Source organism: Streptomyces sp. NPDC091292 (assembly GCF_044757265.1).
Taxonomy (GTDB): Bacteria; Actinomycetota; Actinomycetes; order Streptomycetales; family Streptomycetaceae; genus Streptomyces.
Genome location: NZ_JBIVUQ010000027.1, coordinates 52622 through 73037, shown reverse-complemented (window position 1 = coordinate 73037; position 20416 = coordinate 52622). Strand labels below are relative to the sequence as shown.

The 20416-nt window shown below is 71.1% G+C and carries 16 protein-coding genes; 10 read left to right on the top strand and 6 right to left on the bottom strand.

Annotated elements, in window-relative coordinates; genetic code table 11:
• Positions 1-218 precede the first annotated feature (218 nt).
• From ACIQNU_RS39320 to ACIQNU_RS39295, 6 genes are all read right to left on the bottom strand, one after another.
• Positions 219-2135, bottom strand: coding sequence for an exo-alpha-sialidase (locus tag ACIQNU_RS39320; protein ID WP_401376140.1), 1917 nt, complete (start codon positions 2133-2135; stop codon positions 219-221).
• A gap of 279 nt (positions 2136-2414) precedes the next feature.
• Positions 2415-3263, bottom strand: a complete 849-nt coding sequence (fdhD, locus tag ACIQNU_RS39315; RefSeq protein ID WP_401376137.1) for a formate dehydrogenase accessory sulfurtransferase FdhD — start codon at positions 3261-3263, stop codon at positions 2415-2417.
• A 6-nt stretch (positions 3264-3269) separates the two neighbouring features.
• Positions 3270-4130: a 2Fe-2S iron-sulfur cluster-binding protein gene (locus tag ACIQNU_RS39310; protein WP_401376134.1), complete on the bottom strand. Its 861-nt coding sequence runs from the start codon at positions 4128-4130 to the stop codon at positions 3270-3272.
• Positions 4127-5965: an NADH-ubiquinone oxidoreductase-F iron-sulfur binding region domain-containing protein gene (locus ACIQNU_RS39305; RefSeq protein ID WP_401376132.1), complete on the bottom strand. Its 1839-nt coding sequence runs from the start codon at positions 5963-5965 to the stop codon at positions 4127-4129. The genes ACIQNU_RS39310 and ACIQNU_RS39305 overlap by 4 nt, the downstream gene beginning before the upstream one ends.
• 8 nt (positions 5966-5973) lie before the next feature.
• Positions 5974-7899 carry a molybdopterin oxidoreductase family protein gene (locus ACIQNU_RS39300; RefSeq protein ID WP_401376130.1) on the bottom strand — a complete coding sequence of 642 codons (1926 nt, stop codon included), beginning with the start codon at positions 7897-7899 and terminating at the stop codon, positions 5974-5976.
• Positions 7896-8867, bottom strand: coding sequence for a 2-dehydropantoate 2-reductase (locus ACIQNU_RS39295; RefSeq protein ID WP_401376127.1), 972 nt, complete (start codon positions 8865-8867; stop codon positions 7896-7898). Before ACIQNU_RS39295 ends, ACIQNU_RS39300 begins: the two co-directional genes overlap by 4 nt.
• Positions 8868-9103: 236 nt before the next feature.
• Between ACIQNU_RS39295 and ACIQNU_RS39290 the strand changes: the two genes are divergently transcribed.
• The 10 genes from ACIQNU_RS39290 to ACIQNU_RS39245 all read left to right on the top strand — a co-directional run bounded on the left by ACIQNU_RS39290 (position 9104) and on the right by ACIQNU_RS39245 (position 20241).
• Positions 9104-10441 (top strand): OFA family MFS transporter, encoded by a 1338-nt coding sequence (locus ACIQNU_RS39290; RefSeq protein ID WP_401376124.1) that lies wholly within the window; start codon positions 9104-9106, stop codon positions 10439-10441.
• A complete protein-coding gene (locus ACIQNU_RS39285; RefSeq protein ID WP_401376121.1) occupies positions 10407-10556 on the top strand; it encodes a hypothetical protein in 150 nt (49 codons plus the stop codon). The genes ACIQNU_RS39290 and ACIQNU_RS39285 overlap by 35 nt, the downstream gene beginning before the upstream one ends.
• Before the next feature lie 221 nt (positions 10557-10777).
• Positions 10778-11725, top strand: a complete 948-nt coding sequence (locus tag ACIQNU_RS39280; RefSeq protein WP_401376118.1) for a beta-ketoacyl-ACP synthase III — start codon at positions 10778-10780, stop codon at positions 11723-11725.
• Between the two features lie 149 nt (positions 11726-11874).
• Entirely contained in the window at positions 11875-12549 is a 675-nt protein-coding gene (locus ACIQNU_RS39275; protein ID WP_401376115.1) for a GntR family transcriptional regulator, read from the top strand.
• 203 nt (positions 12550-12752) lie between these two features.
• Positions 12753-13934, top strand: coding sequence for an ROK family protein (locus ACIQNU_RS39270; RefSeq protein WP_401376112.1), 1182 nt, complete (start codon positions 12753-12755; stop codon positions 13932-13934).
• A gap of 309 nt (positions 13935-14243) precedes the next feature.
• A complete protein-coding gene (locus ACIQNU_RS39265; RefSeq protein ID WP_401376109.1) occupies positions 14244-15803 on the top strand; it encodes a sugar ABC transporter ATP-binding protein in 1560 nt (519 codons plus the stop codon).
• On the top strand, positions 15800-16840 hold the full coding sequence (locus ACIQNU_RS39260) for an ABC transporter permease (RefSeq protein WP_401376107.1): 1041 nt from the start codon (positions 15800-15802) through the stop codon (positions 16838-16840). Before ACIQNU_RS39265 ends, ACIQNU_RS39260 begins: the two co-directional genes overlap by 4 nt.
• A 39-nt stretch (positions 16841-16879) precedes the next feature.
• Entirely contained in the window at positions 16880-17923 is a 1044-nt protein-coding gene (locus tag ACIQNU_RS39255) for a substrate-binding domain-containing protein (protein WP_401376105.1), read from the top strand.
• 75 nt (positions 17924-17998) lie between these two features.
• Positions 17999-19225, top strand: coding sequence for a Gfo/Idh/MocA family protein (locus ACIQNU_RS39250; protein ID WP_401376102.1), 1227 nt, complete (start codon positions 17999-18001; stop codon positions 19223-19225).
• A gap of 11 nt (positions 19226-19236) precedes the next feature.
• Entirely contained in the window at positions 19237-20241 is a 1005-nt protein-coding gene (locus ACIQNU_RS39245; RefSeq protein WP_401376099.1) for a sugar phosphate isomerase/epimerase family protein, read from the top strand.
• The last annotated feature ends 175 nt before the right edge of the window (positions 20242-20416 follow it).

Here is a 20416-nt window from a genome sequence, read left to right as displayed (position 1 = left end):
GAAGGTCCGCGGCTTCCGCACCGGTCTTCCGGCGGAGCCGTCAGGGGTCCAGCGGCAGCCACAGGACGGTGTCCCGGCCCGCGACCCCGGTCGACGGTGAGGTGCTGGAGCGGTGCCGGGGAGTCCGGTGCGGTGCTGCGCCTTTCAAGGGGCGCGGGGAACTGCGCGATCGGCCACCGAAGGCCCGCGGCTTCCGCACCGGTCTTCCGGCGGAGCCGTCAGCGGTCCAGCGGCAGCCACAGGACGGTGTCCCGGCCCGCGACCCCGGTCCCCGGTGCGGTGCTGAGCCGGGTGAGTTCGGTGTCGCTCAGCGCCCGGCCGTAGACCCGGACCTCGTCGATCGCGCCGGTGAAGAAGACACGGCTGTCCATGCGCTGGCCGATGTGCACGCCGAACGGCGAGTTGCGGCTGACGGAGCCCGGGATGTCGGCGACCGAGCCGACCGGCGCCCCGTCGAGGAACATCGCCAGTTGGCCGCCGCCCCTGCGCAGGGCGAGATGGTGCCACTGGCCGTCGTTGTACGCGCTCGTCGTCCGCACGGACGTCGTGCGCGCCGCTGACCCGCCCTCACGGGCCGTGATCAGCCCGGTGATCCGGTTCGACGCGGGTTCGCCGCGCAGCCACACCTGCGGCTGCGTGGTGCCGATCCCGCCCATCCACAACAGCGGCTGCTCACCCGTCGTCGCGTCGTAGCGGAACCACAGGGACGCCGTGAACTCCTTGGCGCCGAGCGGCAGTCGCTTACTGAACGGAAGGCGCACGGCGTCGTCGGTGCCGTCGAACTCCAGCGCGTTGCCGAACCGCCCGCCGGTCATGCGCGCACCGCCGAGCACGGCGGCCCGGGAGGCCCCGAAGGCGCGGTCGTCGGTCGTCGGGTCGGGGCCCCGCCGCGGCGTCAGCGAGCCCTCGGTGAAGCGCGTGAATCGGATCTCGTCGCGCGCGTCGACCGCGCCGCCCTCGTACATCAGCCCGAGCGTGCCGTCCTGGGCCTGGACGAGGTCGGAGTAGCCGGACCAGTCCGTGGTGACGACCGTGCCCCGGTCCACGCTGTCCCAGGTCCGGCCGCCGTCGTAGGAGGAGCGGAGCATCATGGTGCGGCGGCGGTCCGGGTCGGCGGGGGCGGCGAGGAGCAGCCTTCTGCCCACCCGCAGTACCGAGCCCTGGACCTGAGGTGTGTACAGGTCGGGGATGGCCGCGAAGGGCGACGCGAAGCTGTCGCCGCCGTCCCGGCTGACCGCGTGCGTGCGGTGGCCCAGGTCGGTGCCGTCCTGCTCCCTGCCGCTGACGTAGATCGTGCCGTCGGCGCGTTCGGCGAGGGTCATCTCGGACGGCTTCTGGCGAAAGGTGCCGTCGGCCGCTATGGGCCACGTGTCCTGCGCGCCGATCTTCCAGTGGTCGCCGCCGTCGTCGCTGACGATCAGCGCGGCATGGTTGGCGCTGATCCGGGTGCCGTCCCAGGTCTCGGTGTTGGCGGAGAACACCAGCCGGCCCTTGTGGTGGCCCCGGGTGAGCTGGATGCCGTGCACGGGCCCGGTCGCGTACCAGGAGTTCCAGTGCGGCGGCCGGATCTCGGCGCTCAGATCGCGCGGCTGCGACCAGGTCAGACCGTCGTCGTCGCTGTACTGGAGGTGCGGGGTCCGGTCGCAGGGCACCGAGCAGCCGCGCCCGTCCGTGCGTCCGGTGTTGTACGTCTCGGCGAGCAGGATGCGGCCTGTCTTGCGGTCCACGACGGGCGCGGGGTTGCCGTGGGTGTCCCCGGCGCCCTCGTTCACCACCGTGAGCGGGCCCCACGTACGGCCGTTGTCGGTGGAGCGTTTGACGACGATGTCTATGTCGCCCGCGTCACCGCAGTCGTTGACGCGGCCCTCCGCGAACGCGAGCAGCGTGCCCGCCTTGGTCTTCACGACGGCCGGGATACGGAAGCACGTGTACCCGGGGTCCTGGACGGCCTTGAACAGGATCTGTTGCTCGAAGCCGCTCGCGGCGGGTCCGGTGACGGTCTGTCCGGCGGTCTGTGCGGTGGCCGGCGGGGTGGCGACCGCCGCCGTGCACAGGGCCAGGAGGAGAACCCCTAAGGAACGCAGGGAACGAGGGGAACGTGTGGATCTGAGACGTGCGCGGAGACTCGACGGCATGGTGCGACCTGCCCTTCACGGCGTCTGGACATCTGGACATCCCACGTCCAACGTGCGAGGAACAGACGCTACTTGGGCCTTCGGGCACCCCACAAGAACCGTGCGCCATGCGAATGTCGCGTATCCGCGCGGGACCGCCTTCACCCCAACGGATGACACCGGCGGCGCAGACGGCCCAGTCGGCCGGGCGCGGAACGGGAAAAAGGCGGGGCCCCGCCGGCGCAGGGGGCGCTCCCCGCCGGTCGGGGCCCCACCGCCGTGTCGTCGGCGGGCCCGGGGTCAGCCCTGGGCGGCCGGGGCCGCGAGGGCGATCCGGTGCGCGCCGGCGTACACGTTCATGGAGGCGCCCCGCAGGAAGCCGACCAGGGTGAGGCCCGATTCGGCGGCGAGGTCGACGGCGAGCGAGGACGGCGCGGAGACCGCGGCGAGCACCGGGATGCCCGCCATCACGGCCTTCTGCGCCAGCTCGAAGGAGGCACGCCCGGAGACCAGGAGGACGCTCCGGGACAGCGGCAGACCGCCGTTCTGGAGGGCGCGGCCGACCAGTTTGTCGACCGCGTTGTGCCGGCCCACGTCCTCGCGGACGTCCAGCAGCTCCCCTCCCTCCGTGAAGAGGGCCGCGGCGTGCAGACCCCCGGTCCGGTCGAAGACCCGTTGGGCGGCGCGGAGCCGGTCGGGGAGGCTCGCGAGCAGTTCGGGTTCCAGCCGGACCGGGGGAGCGTCGTCGATCGTGAAACGGGCCGTCGTACGGACCGCGTCCAGGCTCGCCTTGCCGCACAGGCCGCACGACGAGGTGGTGTAGACGTTCCGCTCCAGGGTGATGTCGGGGACGGGGACACCGGGCGCGAGCTGCACGTCCACCACGTTGTAGGTGTTCGACCCGTCCTGGGTCGCTCCCGCGCAGTACACGATGCCCCGCAGCTCGTCGGCCGAGCCGAGCACGCCCTCGCTCACCAGGAAGCCCGCCGCGAGCGCGAAGTCGTCGCCCGGGGTGCGCATCGTGATGGCGAGGGGTTTGCCGTTCAGCCGGATCTCCAGGGGCTCCTCGGCGACGAGGGTGTCCGGGCGGGTGGTGACCTGCCCGTCCCTGACACGGATGACACGGCGGCGCTCGGTGACTCGTCCCATGGGTGATCAGTCCCGGTTCTGTACGTGCTGATAGCCGAAGCGACCCTTGATGCAGAGGTTGCCGTGGGTCACCGGATTGTCGTGCGGCGATGTGACCTTCACGATGTCATTGTCCTGCACATGGAGGGTGAGGTTGCAGCCCACACCGCAGTACGCGCACACCGTCGTCGTCTCTGTCTGCCGCTCCTCGTCCCAGGTACCGGCCGCCCGCATGTCGAACTCGGACTTGAACGACAGCGCCCCCGTCGGACACACCTCGATGCAGTTGCCGCAGTACACGCACGCCGAGTCGGTCAGCGGCGCGTCGTGCTCGACGGCGATCCGGGCGTCGAAACCGCGCCCCACGACCGAGATGGCGAAGGTGTTCTGCCACTGGTCGCCGCACGCGTCGACGCACTTGTAGCAGAGGATGCACTTGTCGTAGTCGCGCACGTACAGATCGTTGTCGACCTTCGGCTCCTCGTCCACCCGGGCCGCGTCCGGGCCGAACCGGTCCGGCTTCGCCTCGTACTCCTTCAGCCAGTCCGCGACCTTCGGGGTCGTGGAGAGGTCGACGGACGACGCGAGGAGCTCCAGGACGATCTTGCGGCTGTGCCGGGCCCGCTCGGTGTCCGTGCGGACCGTCATGCCCGCCTCCGCCTTGCGGGAGCACGCGGGCGCCAGGGTCCGGGTGCCCTCGACCTCGACCACACAGACCCGGCAGGCGTTCTTCGGGGTCAGCGTGTCGCCCTGGCACAGCGTCGGGATGTCCTTGCCCGCCGCGCGGCAGGCGTCGAGGATCGTGGCGCCCTCGACCACGAGCACCGGTTCCTCGTCGAGCGTGAACTCCAGGAGGCGGCGCGGCGGTTGCAGCGGGATCGCGGTCATTCGTACGCCCCCAGTCGGTCGATGGCGGATTCCACGGCGTTCCACGCGGTCTGCCCCAGACCGCAGATCGAGGCGTCCTTCATGGCCCGCCCCACCTCTCTGAGCAGGGCGATGTCACCGGCCGCCGCGGCGCCCGTGCGGTCCGCGATGCGGTGCAGGGCCTCCTCCTGGCGGACCGTGCCGACCCGGCAGGGCACGCACTGCCCGCAGGACTCGTCGCGGAAGAACTCGGCGATGCGCAGCAGCACCCGGGGCAGCGGGACGGTGTCGTCGAAGGCGAGCACCACACCGGAGCCCAGCGTCGTACCGGCCTCGCGGGTGCCCTCGAAGGTGAGCGGGATGTCCAGTTCGTCGGGGCGTACGAAACCGCCCGCCGCGCCGCCGAGCAGGATCGCCCGCAGCGCCGGAGGCTTCCCCGCGAGGTCGAGGAGGTCCCCGAGGGTTGCGCCGAACGGCAGCTCGTAGATCCCGGGCCGCGCCACGGTCCCCGAGACGCAGAACAGCTTCGGCCCGGTCGACCTGCCGGTGCCGATCGCCGCGTACGCCTCCGCGCCCATCGTCAGGATCGGCAACACGTTGACGAGGGTCTCGACATTGTTCGCGGCCGTCGGCTTGCCGAACAGGCCCTTCTCGACCGGGAACGGCGGCTTGGAGCGCGGCTCCCCGCGATAGCCCTCGATGGAGTTGAACAGCGCGGTCTCCTCGCCGCAGATGTAGGCGCCCGCGCCGCGCCGGATCTCGATGTCGAAGGCGTAGCCCTGCCCGAGGACGTCGTCGCCGAGCAGACCCCGCGCGCGGGCCCGCTCGATGGCGTGGCCCATCCGCTCCAGGGCGCGCGGGTACTCGCCCCGCAGATACAGATAGCCCTTGTGCGCGCCGACCGCGTATCCGGCGATGGTCATCGCCTCGACCAGTGCGTACGGATCGCCCTCCATGACGACGCGGTCCTTGAAGGTGCCGGGCTCCGACTCGTCGGCGTTGCAGACGACGTAGTGCGGATGGTCCGGCTGGGACGCGGTGGCCTGCCATTTGACGCCGGTCGGGAAGGCGGCGCCGCCCCGGCCGAGCAGCCCCGCGTCGGTGACCTCACGGATCACCTGGGCCGGGCCGATCGCGAAGGCCCGGCGCAGCGCCGTGTAGCCGCCGTGCGCCCGGTAGTCGTCCAGGGACGCCGGGTCCACCGCGCCGATCCGGCGCAGCAGCACCAGCGACTCGTCCCCGGCCTGCGGCACCGCCATCGCCGCGGGCGGTTCCTCGGGCGCCGCGTCGGGCGCCGTCGCGGCGAACACCGCGGACTCCGCCGTCGCGGGCGCGGCCACCGCCGTACGCACCGGGTCGCCCGCGCGCACCGCGAGCGCCGCCGGGGCCCGTTCGCACAGCCCCAGACACGGGCTGCGCTCGACGGTGACCCCGCTGCCGGGGCCGAGCCGTGCCTCGGCCCCCGCGCACACCCCGGCCGCGCCCGCCGCCGCGCACGCCAGATCCGTGCACACGTGCAGCACGGTCGCCGGACGCGGCTTCACCGCGAACATCGAGTAGAACGTCGCCACGCCGTACGCCTCGGCCGGCGGCACGGTCAGCCTGCGGCACAGATAGTCCAGCGCCCCCTCGCTGATCCAGCCGATCCGGTCGTTGACGGCGTGGAGTCCCGGCAACAGCTGGTCGCGCCGGTCCCGTGCCGCGCGTCCGCCGCGCGCCCAGCGCAGATCCTCGTCCGGGCGGTCCACCCAGACCCCGGCGGGCGCCTCCCACGCCGAATCGGGCGGGCCGAGCAGCGCGTCGATCGCCGCCCGCTCCTCGTCCGTCGGCTTGCTGTCACCGAAACGCAGATCCATGTCCTGCCTCAGCTCCTCACGGCCGCGACGGGCAGCTTGTCGATACGGATCGCCGACGCCTTGAACTCCGCGGTGCCCGCGATCGGGCAGTTCGCCTCGATGGTGAGCTGGTTGGTGTCGACCTCGTCGGGAAAGTGCATGGTCATGAAGGCGAGGCCGGGCCGCAGCGCCGGATCGACCCACACCGGGGCGACCACCGCACCCCGCCGCGAGCTGACCTGGACCTCCTCGCCGACCGCGACCCCGTACCGCTCCGCGTCCTCCGGGCACAGCTCGACGTACTCGCCGCGCCGCAGCGGCGACGCGAAACCACCGCTCTGCACCCCGGTGTTGTACGAGTCCAGGCGCCGCCCGGTGGTGAGCCGGATCGGGTACTCCTCGTCCGTGAGGTCCACCGGCGGGTCGTGGCGCACCAGGCCGAACGGCGCGGGCACACCGCGCAGCGCGGGGTCCGACTCCCACAGCCTGCCGTGCAGATACGTCGGTTCGAGCCGGTCGGTGCTGGGACAGGGCCACTGGATGCCCTGGTGCTCGGCGAGCCGTTCATAGGTCATGCCGTAGTGGTCGGGTGAGACGGACCGCAGCTCGTTCCAGACCGTTTCGGCGTCCGCGTACTTCCAGTCGTGGCCGAGCCGGCCCGCCAGGTCGCAGAGGATGTCGATGTCCTCGCGGGCCTCGCCGGGCGGGGTGACCGCCCTGCGGACCCGCTGCACCCGGCGTTCGCTGTTGGTGGTGGTGCCGTCGGTCTCCGCCCAGCCCGCCGTGGCGGGCAGCACCACATCGGCGAGTTCGGCGGTCTTCGTCAGGAAGATGTCCTGCACGACCAGGAAGTCCAGGGCCCGCAGCCGGCGCAGGGCCTGCTCGCTGTCGGCCTCGGACTGGGCGGGGTTCTCGCCGATGCAGTAGACGGCCTTGAGCGTGCCCTCCTCCATCGCCTCGAACATCTCCGTGAGGTTCAGCCCGTAGTGCGGCTGGATCACGGTGTCCCAGGCGGTCTCGAACTTCAGCCGGCTCGCCGGGTCGAGGATGTCCTGGAAGCCGGGCAGCCGGTTGGGGATGGCCCCCATGTCGCCGCCGCCCTGGACGTTGTTCTGGCCGCGCAGCGGCTGGAGCCCGGAGCCGAACCGGCCGACGTGCCCGGTCAGCAGGGACAGGTTGATCAGCGCCCGGACGTTGTCGGTGCCGTTGTGGTGCTCGGTGATGCCGAGCGTCCAGCACAGCTGGGCCCGCTCCGCACGGGCGTAGACGTGCGCCAACTCCCGTATCGCCGCCGCCGGTACGCCCGTGACCTTCTCGGCGAGCGACAGCGTCCAGGGCTCCACCAGTTGCCGGTACTCCTCGAAGCCGGAGGTGGCCCGGTCGATGAACGCCCGGTTGGCCAGGCCCGCGTGGATGATCTCGCGGCCGATCGCGTGCGCCATCGGGATGTCCGTACCGACGTTCAGCCCGAGCCAGCTCTCCGCCCACTCGGCCGTCGAGGTGCGGCGCGGGTCGACGGCGTACATCAGGGCGCCGCCCCGAATCCCCTTGAGGACGTGCTGGAAGAAGATCGGGTGCGCGAAGCGGGCGTTGGAGCCCCACATCACGATCAGATCGGTGTGCTCGACCTCCTCGTACGAGGAGGTGCCGCCGCCCGAGCCGAACGCCGCGGTCAGCCCCGCCACGCTGGGCGCGTGGCAGGTCCGGTTGCAGGAGTCGACGTTGTTGGTGCCCATCACGACGCGCGCGAACTTCTGCGCCACGTAGTTCATCTCGTTGGTGGCGCGGGCGCACGAGAACATCCCGAAGGAGCCGCGCGCTGCGCCCAGCCCCTCGGCGGCCCGGTCCAGGGCCTCGTCCCAGGTGGCCCGCCGGAAGGGCGCGTCACGGGAGTCACGCACCAGGGGGTGGGTGAGCCGGGTGTACGTCTTCGGTGTTCGGTCGCGTTTGCTCATGCGGCGCTCCTCGACGCGAGCAGGTCCGAGATGGCGTGGACGGTACGGAGCGTGGGCACCGGCACTCCGGTGATCTCCGCCAGTTCCACGACGGCCGCGAGCAGCACGTCGAGTTCGAGCGGTTTGCCGCGCTCCAGGTCCTGGAGAGTGGAGGTGCGGTGGTCGCCGACGCGTTCGGCGCCGGCGAGGCGCCGCTCGATGGAGATGTCCGGTTCGCAGCCGAGAGCCGCGGCGACCGCCAGCGTCTCGGCCATCATGATCTCGATGACGCGCCGGGTGCCGCCGTGCAGACACATCTGACGCATCGTCGCGCGGGACAGGGCGCTGATCGGGTTGAAGGAGATGTTGCCGAGCAGCTTGATCCAGAGGTCGCCGCGCAGTTCCGGTTCGACCGGGCACTTCAGCCCGCCCGCCTGCATGGCCTCGCTGAAGGCGGTGCACCGGGCGGAGACCGAGCGGTCCGGTTCGCCGATCGAGAACCGGGTGCCCTCCAGATGGCGGACCACGCCCGGACCCTCCAGCTCGGTCGCCGCGTAGACGACACAGCCGATGGCCCGCTCGGGCGCGAGCACCGCACTGACCGCGCCGCCGGGGTCCACACTCTCGATGCGCTGCCCGTCGTGCGGGCCGCCGTGCCGGTGGAAGTACCACCAGGGGATGCCGTTCTGGGCGGCGATCACCGCCGTCGCCGGATGGAGCAGGGGCTCGATCAGCGGCCCGCACGCCGCGTACGAGTTGGCTTTGAGACCGAGGAAGACGAAATCGACCGGGCCGACCTGGGCCGGGTCGTCGGTGGCGTGGGTCCGCGCGGTGAAGTCACCGCGCGGACTGAGTACGCGCACTCCGTGCTGCCTCATGGCCGCCAGATGCGGTCCACGGGCGATGAGATGCACATCGGCGCCGGCGCGGTGCAGCGCGGCCCCGACGTAGGCGCCGATCGCACCGGCGCCGAGTACTGCGACTTTCACGTGGGGCGCTCCGATCGGTTGGAGGACCGGGAAGGGAGTGAAGGGGGTCCCGACTGTGTCGACGAAATATTGTCTACAGTATGGAACTTGCCTCAGCAAGGGTTCGCGCAGCACCTGGGCGGCTCTTGGGGGAGTCATGGGGAACGGGGTACTTCCCGGGCGGTTCCGGGGTGGTTCCCGGGCGGTTCCGTGCGGGATCTTCCCAACACCGTCCCGGGTTCCTAGGGTTCGGGATCATGAGCCCACCCGTCGCCCCCACCGGCTGGAGCCGCTGGCTCGTGCCGCCCGCCGCGCTCTCCGTCCACCTCTCGATCGGCCAGGCCTACGCCTGGAGCGTCTTCAAACCCCCGCTGGAGTCGGCGCTCGGCCTCAGCGGCACCCAGAGCGCCCTGCCCTTCCAACTCGCCATCGTCATGCTCGGCCTGTCCGCCGCCTTCGGCGGGACGCTCGTCGAGCGCCGCGGCCCCCGCTGGGCGATGACGGTCGCCCTCGTCTGCTTCTCCTCGGGCTTCCTGATCGCCGCCCTGGGCGCCGCGACCCGCCAGTACTGGCTGATCGTCATCGGCTACGGATTCGTCGGCGGCATCGGCCTCGGCATCGGCTACATCTCCCCGGTCTCCACCCTGATCAAGTGGTTCCCCGACCGCCCCGGCATGGCCACCGGCATCGCCATCATGGGCTTCGGCGGCGGCGCCCTCATCGCCTCGCCCTGGTCCGCGCAGATGCTGGACTCCTTCGGCGCCGACTCCTCCGGAATCGCCCTCGCCTTCCTGGTGCACGGACTGACGTACGCCGTCTTCATGAGCCTCGGTGTGCTCCTCGTCCGGGTGCCGCGCGCCGAAGGGCCCGCGAAACCGGGCGGACCCGCGCCGCTCGACGGCCCCCAGGTCTCCGCCCGACAGGCCGTGCGCACCCCGCAGTTCTGGTGTCTGTGGGTGGTGCTCTGCATGAACGTCACCGCGGGCATCGGCATCCTGGAGAAGGCCGCGCCGATGATCACGGACTTCTTCTCGGACACCAGCGCCCCCGTATCGGCCTCGGCCGCCGCCGGGTTCGTCGCGCTCCTGTCGGCGGCCAACATGGCGGGCCGTATCGGCTGGTCCTCGACGTCCGACCTGATCGGCCGCAAGAACGTCTACCGGCTCTACCTCGGTGTCGGCGCCCTGATGTATCTGCTGATCGCGCAGTTCGGCGACGCGTCGAAACCGGTGTTCGTGATCTGCGCGCTGGTGATCCTCTCCTTCTACGGCGGCGGGTTCGCCACCGTCCCCGCCTACCTCAAGGACCTCTTCGGCACCTATCAGGTCGGCGCGATCCACGGCCGGCTGCTCACCGCCTGGTCCACCGCCGGGGTGCTCGGGCCCCTCATCGTCAACTGGGTCGCCGACCGTCAGGAGGAGGCGGGCAAACACGGCTCCGGCCTCTACGGCCTCTCCCTCTCCATCATGATCTGCCTGCTCGTCGTCGGCTTCGTCGCCAACGAACTCGTACGGCCCGTCCACCCGCGTCACCACATCCCCGCACCGAGGGAGGCAGCCGATGGAGACACCGCGCGCCACCAGCAGTCCGCCTGACGCCCCGCCCCGCCGCCGGGGCCTGATCGTCTTCGCCTGGCTCTGGGTGGGGGCGCCCCTCGGGTACGGGGTGTATGAACTCGTACAGAAGGCGACAAAACTCTTCACCGGGTGAAGGTTGCGATGGTTTGTTCCGGGGTCGTGAGCCCCGGTCACGGAACAGACCGCACCCTCTTGGTGACCTTCTGTGACGGATCCCGCTGTTGATCATGAAGCGATGCGGAAGCCCACAAGGACTTCGCCGCAATACTGTCGCTTTACCTGTCCGGTTACCGGTGAGTCGCTGACCAGACTGGCAGGTCCGTGATCTCACCGGCACCCCAGGGGGACCCGTACATGAGCGGCTCGCGCATCACCGCCGTCGGCCACTACCAGCCCGCGGGTGTGCTCACCAACGCGGACCTCGCGGGCATGGTCGACACCAGTGACGCGTGGATCACCTCACGCGTGGGCATCAAGACCCGGCACATCGCGGGCCCGGACGAGCCCGTGGACGAGCTGGCCGGGCACGCCGGTGCCAAGGCGCTCGCCGCCGCGGGCCTGGGCCCCGCCGACATCGACCTCGTCGTGGTCGCCACCTCGACCGCGATCGACCGGTCCCCGAACACGGCGGCGCGCGTCGCCGCCCGGCTCGGCATCCCGAGCCCGGCCGCCCTGGACGTCAACGTCGTCTGCGCCGGGTTCACGCACGCCCTCGCCACCGCCGACCACGCGGTACGGGCCGGGGCCTCCGCCCGTGCCCTGGTCATCGGCGCCGACAAGATGACCCAGGTCGCCGACTGGACCGACCGCACCACCTGCGTCCTGGTCGGCGACGGCGCGGGCGCCGCCGTGATCGAGGCATGCGGGCCCGACGAGGAGCCGGGCATCGGTCCGGTGCTGTGGGGATCGGTGCCGGAGATGGGCAACGCCGTCCGGATCGAGGGCGAGCCGCCCCGGTTCGCGCAGGAGGGGCAGAGTGTCTACCGCTGGGCCACCACCAAGCTGCCCCCGCTGGCCCGCCAGGCGTGCGAGCGCGCCGGGCTCACCCCCGAGGACCTCGCGGCCGTCGTCCTGCACCAGGCCAACCTGCGGATCATCGAGCCCCTCGCCGAGAAGATCGGCGCCGTCAACGCGGTCGTCGCGCGCGATGTCGTCGACTCCGGCAACACCTCGGCGGCCAGCGTCCCGCTCGCCCTCTCCAAGCTGGTCGAGCGCGGCGAGATCGCGTCCGGCGCGCCGATACTCCTCTTCGGATTCGGCGGAAACCTCTCGTACGCGGGGCAGGTCGTCCGCTGCCCGTGAGGCCGCCGGCGCGGTGCGGGCCTGTCAGGGACATGTGACGAGACGAACTCACGCCCGCCCTACCCTTTGTGCTCGGTAGACTGTAGACGATAACCAATCGATTCTTTTCGGCTACTTGTCTACTCCGTCGAGCTGGAGGGGGACCCTCGATGTTGTCCCAAGGACTGCCGCAGGGAGCGGTTCCGCGCCTTGAGCGGCCGGGCCCCCTGCGCGAGCGGGTGTACGAAGCGCTGCTCGAACTCATCACGACCCGGGCGCTGCAACCCGGGCAGCACCTGGTGGAGTCCGAACTCGCCGGACATCTGGGGGTGTCACGGCAGCCCGTACGCGAGGCGTTGCAGCGCCTCAACACCGAGGGGTGGGTCGATCTGCGGCCCGCGCAGGGCGCGTTCGTGCACGAGCCCACCGAGGAGGAGGCGGACCAGCTCCTGTCCGTCCGTACCCTCCTGGAGGCCGAGGCCGCCCGGCTCGCCGCCGCGAAGGCGGGCTCGGACGGGATCGCCGCCCTCGAAGCGCTCTGCGCCCGGGGCGAGCGGGCCGTCGAGGACGGCGATGTGGACCTGGTCGTCGCGACCAACGCCGCCTTCCACGCCAAGGTGATGGAGCTGGCCGGAAACCTGGTCCTGTCCGAGCTGGCCGGACAGGTGGACCGCAGGGTGCGCTGGTACTACACACCCGTCGCCCGGCAGCGCGGCCGGCAGTCCTGGATCGAGCACCGCGAGCTGATCGCGGCGATCTCGGGGCGCGACGAGCAGCGCGCGACCGAAGTGATGCGCGCCCATACGGAACATACGCGCACGACCTACCACGAGCGCGAAAAGTAACCCTCCTCCCGATTTGACCGTGCGGGCCCTGTGCGTACAGGGCCCGTTTTGGTGCGCCCGCGTCCGGACCTTTGTCCTGTGGCTGGAGAAAGTCATGGGTAATTCCCGCTCAACTTCTTCCCAGCCCGGCAAAGCACTGCTACGTTCCCCTCGAAAGCACGAAGGAACACAGCCAAGGTGGCGGGGAGGGGCACGTGAGACGCATGACGGCTCGACCCGCGAACGCGCATCAGGCCAAGTTGCTCAGGCTGTTGCGCGACGGAGGCCCCAACTCCCGGGCCCAGCTGGGCGACCAGGTCGACCTCTCCCGGTCGAAACTGGCCGTCGAGGTGGACCGGCTCCTGGAGACCGGACTCGTGGTCGCCGACGGACTCGCCGCCTCGCGCGGTGGCCGCCGCTCCCACAACATCCGGCTCGCACCCGCCCTGCGGTTCCTCGGCGTCGACATCGGCGCCACCTCGGTCGACGTGGCCGTGACCAATGCCGAACTGGAGGTGCTCGGGCACATCACCCAGCCCCTCGACGTCCGCGAAGGACCGGTCGCCGTCTTCGAGCAGGTTCTCGCCATGGCGGCCAAATTGCGCGCGTCGGGGCTCGCGGAAGGTTTCGACGGCGCCGGTATCGGCGTCCCGGGCCCCGTCCGCTTCCCCGAAGGCGTCCCGGTCGCCCCGCCGATCATGCCCGGCTGGGACGGCTTCCCGGTCCGCGAGGCGCTCAGCCAGGACCTGGGCTGCCCCGTCATGGTCGACAACGACGTGAACCTGATGGCGATGGGGGAGCAGCACGCGGGCGTCGCACGCTCCGTGGGCGACTTCCTCTGCGTCAAGATCGGTACGGGTATCGGCTGCGGGATCGTCGTCGGCGGCGAGGTCCACCGCGGCACCACCGGCAGCGCGGGCGACATCGGCCACATCCAGGTCGAGCCCGACGGACGCCCCTGCGCCTGTGGCAACCGGGGCTGCCTGGAAGCCCACTTCAGCGGTGCGGCGCTGGCTCGCGACGCCCAGGAGGCCGCCGAACAGGGCCGGTCCGTGGAGCTGGCGAGCCGCCTGGAGACGGCGGGGGAGCTGACCGCCGCCGATGTCGCCGCGGCGGCCTCGGCCGGCGACTCCACCGCACTCGACCTGATCCGCGAGGGCGGCAACCGCACCGGCCAGGTCATCGCCGGACTCGTCAGCTTCTTCAACCCGGGCCTGGTGGTCATCGGCGGCGGTGTGACCGGACTCGGCCACACCCTGCTCGCCGCGATCCGCACCCAGGTCTACCGCCAGTCGCTTCCCCTCGCGACCGGCAATCTGCCCATCGTCCTGGGCGAGTTGGGGCCCGCCGCCGGAGTCATCGGCGGCGCCCGGCTCATCAGCGACCACCTGTTCTCGCCGGCCTGACCGGCGCGCACCACGTGCACCAACCGTAAGAGCCGCACCACCGCGCACGAGCCGTACCACTGACGCACCACCCGCACCACGTGCAAGAGCCGCACCATCGACGCACCACGTGCACGAGCCGCACCACCGGCACCATCACCGCACCCGTGCACATCAGCCCTGCCCTGATCCACGCTCTGCCCGATCCGCGCCCTGCCTGATCCGCACCCCACCCCGATCCACTCCACCCTCATCCACTCCACCCTCACCCACGCCCTGCGTACGTCAGCCCTGCCCTGAAACCGGCCGAACCGCCGAGGGGAACCCGTCATGGCCCCAGAACCACCCCTGCTCAGCATGTCCGGCATCACCAAGTCGTTCCCCGGAGTCCGCGCCCTCGACGGTGTCGACCTGGAAGTCCTCGCGGGCGAGGTCCACTGCCTGCTCGGCCAGAACGGCGCCGGGAAGTCCACGCTCATCAAGGTCCTCGCCGGGGCCCACCAGCCCGACGACGGCGAGATCACCTGGCGCGGCGACCGTGTCACCCTGAAGTCCCCGATCGCCGCGATGCGCCTCGGGATCGCCACCATCTACCAGGAACTCGACCTGGTCGAACACCTCTCGGTCGCCGAGAACGTCTACCTCGGGCACGAGCCGACCACCGCCGGATTCGTCGTACGCGGCCGGGAGGCCCGGACGTCGGCCGCGGCCCTGCTGCGCCGGCTCGGCCACGCGGAGATCGACCCGGCCCGCCTCGTCGGTGAACTGTCCGCCGCGCACCAGCAGGTCGTGTCCATGGCACGGGCCCTCTCGCACGACGTCCGGCTCATCGTGATGGACGAGCCGTCGGCCGCCCTCGACCCCGACGAGGTCGACAACCTCTTCCGGATCGTCGGCGACCTCACCGCCGACGGAGTCGCCGTCGTCTACATCTCGCACCGCCTGGAGGAGATCCGCCGCATCGGCGACCGGGTCACCGTCCTCAAGGACGGGCGGGCGGTCGCGGGGGGACTGCCCGCCGATTCGACGCCGACCCGCGAGGTCGTCTCGCTGATGACCGGCCGCAACGTCGAGTACGTGTTCCCGCCGCGCCCCGAGTTCACCGACCGCCCGGCGCCCGTCCTCACCGTCGAAGGGCTCGCCCGCGACGGCGAGTTCGCGCCGCTCGACCTCGAACTGCGGCCCGGCGAGATCGTCGGCCTCGCCGGACTCGTCGGCTCCGGCCGCTCCGAGATCCTGGAGACCGTGTACGGCGCCCGCAAACCCACCGCGGGCCGCGTCCTGGTCGACGGCAAGCCGCTGCGGCCCGGCAGCGTACGGTCCGCCGTGCGCGCCGGACTCGGGCTCGCGCCCGAGGAGCGCAAGGCGCAGGCGCTGCTGATGCTGGAGTCCGTCACCAACAACGTGTCGGTCTCCTCCATGTCCCGCTTCTCACGCGGCGGCTGGCTCGACCGGGGCGCCGAACGCGCCGCGGCCCGCGAGGCGACCCGAGAGCTGTCCCTGCGCCCGGACAACCCGGACGCACGGATCCGCACCCTGTCCGGCGGCAACCAGCAGAAGGCGGTCCTGGCCCGCTGGCTGCTGCGCGGCTGCCGGGTCCTGCTCCTGGACGAGCCGACCCGTGGTGTCGACGTCGGCGCCCGCGCCGAGCTGTACGCCGTGGTGCGCCGCCTCGCCGACGACGGCCTCGCCGTCCTGATGGTCTCCAGCGAGGTCCCCGAAGTGCTGGGCCTCGCCGACCGTGTGCTGGTGCTCCGCGAAGGCCGGGTCGTCCATACGGCGCCCGCCCAGGAGCTGGACGAACACCGCGTACTCGATCTCGTCATGGAAGGAAGCCCCGTGCCCACGGAGTCCGCGTCCAGTCGAGCAGAAGGGAGCCCGACGTCATGACGCAGCCCGCCTCGCCGGCCCAGCAGGACGGGGCCGACACGCGCCCCGCCCTCCGCAAGAACGAACCCGCGGACAACGGCGGCCCGGTGCGTGCCGTGTGGGCGCGCGCCGATGTGCGCACCCTGTCCCTGCTCGGCGTGCTCGCCGCCCTCGTCCTGATCGGCGGCATCACCAAGCCCGACGCGTTCCTGGACACCAGGAACCTCCAGCTGGTGCTCACCCAGTCGTCCGTCATAGGTGTCGTCACGGTCGGCATGACCTTCGTCATCATGAGCGGCGGCATCGACCTGTCCGTCGGTGCGATCGTCGCGCTCTCCTCGGTCTGGGCGACCACCCTCGCCACCCAGGAGTACGGCTTCGCGGGCGTCCTGTTCACGGCGGTACTCGTCGGCCTCGGCTGCGGACTCGTCAACGGGGTGCTCATCGCGTACGGAGGAATGGTCCCGTTCATCGCCACGCTCGCCATGCTGGCGTCGGCGCGCGGACTCGCCCTCCAGATCACCGACGGCAAGACCCAGGTCATCAGCATCGACAGCATCCTGAACCTGGGTGAGCGGGACTCCTACATCCTCGGCATCCCGCCCCTGGTCCTGGTGTTCGCGGCCGTCACGATCGTCGGCTGGCTCATCCTGAACCGCACCACCTTCGGCCGCCGCACCGTCGCCGTCGGCGGCAACTCCGAGGCGGCCCGGCTCGCCGGGATCGACGTCCGGCGCCAGCGGCTCTACCTCTATCTGCTCTCCGGACTGTGCTGCGGCATCGCGGCCTTCCTGCTGATCGTGCTCTCCGGCTCCGGCCAGAACACGAACGGCAACCTGTACGAACTCGACGCCATCGCCGCGGCGATCATCGGCGGCACCCTCCTCAGCGGCGGCCGGGGCACCATCGTCGGCTCGGTGCTCGGAGTCCTGATCTTCACCACGATCACCAACATCTTCGCCCTGAACAACCTTCAGACCGACGTCCAGCAGATCGCCAAGGGCGCGATCATCGTCGCCGCCGTGCTGGTCCAGAGACGCACAGCTTCCACTCCTTAACCCGGCGCTCGCCACCCTCAAGGGAAGTAGGCCATCGACATGCCACAGATTCCGAGTCGCAGAGGAATCCTCTTCGGTACCGCAGCCGTCGGCGCGGGCGCCTTCCTCACCGCCTGCACCAGCAACGACCCCAAGACCGAGAACACCGCGTCGGCGACCAACGAGCCCGCGGCCGACGACAAGCCCGGCAAGCAGGTCACCATCGGCTTCGCCGGACCGCAGGCCGACCACGGCTGGCTCAACGCGATCAACGACAACGCCAAGAACCGGGCGAAGAAGTACTCGGACGTCACGCTGGAGATCACCGAGGGCTCCAACGACACGGCCGCCCAGATCGGCCAGATCGAGACGCTGATCAACAAGAAGGTCGACGTCCTGGTCATCCTGCCCGCCGACGGCAAGGCCCTCACCCAGGTCGGCCTCAAGGCGATGCGCGCCGGCATCCCGGTCGTCAACCTCGACCGGATCTTCAACACCCCGCAGGCGTACCGCTGCTGGATCGGCGGCGACAACTACGGGATGGGCTTCAACGCCGGGCAGTACATCGGCGAGAAGCTGAAGGGCAAGCAGGGCGCCAAGGTCGTCGAACTGGCCGGTATCGACAACCTGGAGCTGACCAAGCAGCGCACCCAGGGCTTCGACGACGCCCTCAAGAACTACTCGAACATCGAGAAGGTCGCCCGGCAGGCCGCCGACTTCACCGTCGAGTCCGGCCAGGCCAAGATGGCGCAGCTCCTCCAGGCGCAGAAGCAGATCGACGCGCTGTGGAACCACGACGACGACCAGGGCGTCGGCGCGCTGCGCGCCATCGACCAGGCCGGCCGCGACGAGTTCCTGATGGTCGGCGGCGCGGGCGCGCTGTCCGCCTTCGAGGCCATCAAGGCCGACAACAGCGTCCTCAAGGCCACGGTCCTGTACCCGCCGACGATGGCGGCGTCCGCGATCGACCTGGCGCGCGCGCTCGGCCAGAGCAAGGGCATCTCCGGCATGGCCGAGTTCGAGATCCCGGCGCACGTCACGCTCTACTCGGCCGTGGTCGACAAGGACAACGTCGACCAGTACATGCCGACCGGCTTCAAGTAGACGCGCCGCCCGCCCCCACACAGCAGTCATGGCGTCGAGGACGTGGAGGACGCCGATGATAAGGAGGACATCCGTATGGCCCCGAAGGGACAGTCGGAGCAGGCCGACAGCGGCACCGAGGCCGGGAAGCCGCCCCTGGGCGTGGGCATGGTCGGCTACGCCTTCATGGGCGCCGCCCACTCCCAGGGCTGGCGCACCGTCGGACGGGTCTTCGACCTGCCGCGGCGGCCCGTACTCGCCGCCGTCTGCGGCCGGGACCGGGAGGCCGTGACCGTCGCGGCCGACCGGCTCGGCTGGGCCGCGGCCGAGACCGACTGGCGTGACCTGATCGCCCGGGACGACGTCGACCTGGTCGACATCTGCACCCCCGGCGACAGCCATGCGGAGATCGCCGTGGCCGCGCTGGAGGCGGGCAAGCACGTGCTGTGCGAGAAACCCCTCGCCAACACGGTCGAGGAGGCCGAGGCGATGGTGGCGGCGGCCGAGCGGGCCCGCGCCCGTGGCCAGGTCGCGATGGTCGGCTTCAACTACCGGCGGGTGCCCGCGACCGCGCTCGCCCGCCGGATGGTCGCCGAGGGGCGCCTGGGCACCCTGCGGCACGTGCGGGTCAGCTATCTCCAGGACTGGCTGGTCGACCCCGAGTTCCCGCTGACCTGGCGGCTGCGCAAGGACACCGCGGGCTCGGGCGCCCTCGGTGACCTGGGCGCCCACATCATCGACCTCGCCCAGTTCCTCGCGGGCGAGCCCCTGGTCGGCGTCTCGGCGGTCACCGAGACCTTCATCAGGGAACGGCCGCTGCTCGACGGGGCGTCGGCCGGGCTCAGCGGCGCCGGCGGCGGAGCCGGAGTCGGCCAGGTCACCGTGGACGACGCGGCCCTGTTCACCGGCCGTCTCGCCTCCGGCGCCCTCGCCTCCTTCGAGGCCACCCGGTTCGCCGCGGGCCGCAAGAACGCGCTCCGCATCGAACTCAACGGCGAGCTGGGCTCGCTCGCCTTCGACCTCGAACGGCTCAACGAACTCTCCTTCCACGACCACACCGAACCCGGCGTGAGCGCGGGCTTCCGCCGCATCCTGGTCACCGAACCCGACCATCCCTACCTCGACGCCTGGTGGCCGCCGGGCCACGGGCTCGGCTACGAACACACGTTCGTCCATCAGGCCCGCGACCTGGTGCACGCGGTCGCCGCGGGCACCACCCCCGCACCCTCCTTCAGCGACGGCCTCCAGGTCCAGCGTGTCCTGGCCGCCGTCGAGGAGAGCGCGGCCAAGAATTCCGTGTACACGCCCGTCCCGGCGGCCTAGGAGGCCCGGTCATGCCACGCTCGTTCACGCTCTTCACCGGTCAGTGGGCCGACCTTCCCCTGGAGGAGGTCTGCCGACGCGCCCGCGACTTCGGCTACGACGGTCTCGAACTCGCCTGCTGGGGCGACCACTTCGAGGTCGACAAGGCGCTCAGCGACCCGTCCTACCTGGACTCGCGCCACGCCCTGCTCGACAAGTACGGCCTCAAGTGCTGGGCGATCTCCAACCATCTGGTCGGCCAGGCGGTCTGCGACAACCCGATCGACGAGCGCCACCAGGGCATCCTGCCGTCCCGTATCTGGGGCGACGGCGAGCCCGAGGGCGTACGGCAGCGGGCAGCCGCCGAGATCAAGGACACCGCCCGTGCCGCCGCCGCGTTCGGAGTCGACACCGTCATCGGCTTCACCGGCTCCTCGATCTGGCACCTCGTCGCGATGTTCCCGCCCGTGCCGCCCGGCATGATCGACCGGGGCTACGAGGACTTCGCGGAGCGCTGGAACCCGATCCTGGACGTCTTCGACGTCGAGGGGGTCCGCTTCGCGCACGAGGTGCACCCCAGCGAGATCGCCTACGACTACTGGACCACGCACCGCGCCCTCGAAGCCGTGGACCACCGGCCCGCGTTCGGGCTGAACTTCGACCCCAGCCATTTCGTGTGGCAGGACCTCGACCCGGTCGGGTTCCTCTGGGACTTCCGGGACCGGATCTACCACGTGGACTGCAAGGAGGCCCGCAAGCGCCTCGACGGCCGCAACGGGCGCCTCGGCTCCCATCTGCCGTGGGGCGATCCCCGGCGCGGCTGGGACTTCGTGTCCGCGGGCCACGGCGACGTGCCGTGGGAGGACGTATTCCGGATGCTCCGCTCCATCGACTACGGCGGCCCGATCTCCGTCGAGTGGGAGGACGCCGGCATGGACCGGCTCCAGGGCGCACCGGAGGCCCTGGCGCACCTCAAGGCCTTCGACTTCGAGCCCCCGACGGCCTCTTTCGACGCGGCCTTCGGCGGCAACGACTAGCCGTTCCTGGCGCAGCGCACGGCCCGCCGCGGTGGTCTCTCCACCACCGCGGCGGGAGCCAACTCCCTTGACCAGGCGGGTCCACTCGGTGCGCCTCACGCCACCGGGGGATCCCGCCTGCCCAGGGACCGCTTTGTCCTGCGGCTGGAAAAAGTTCAACTTCTCTGCTGCGCAA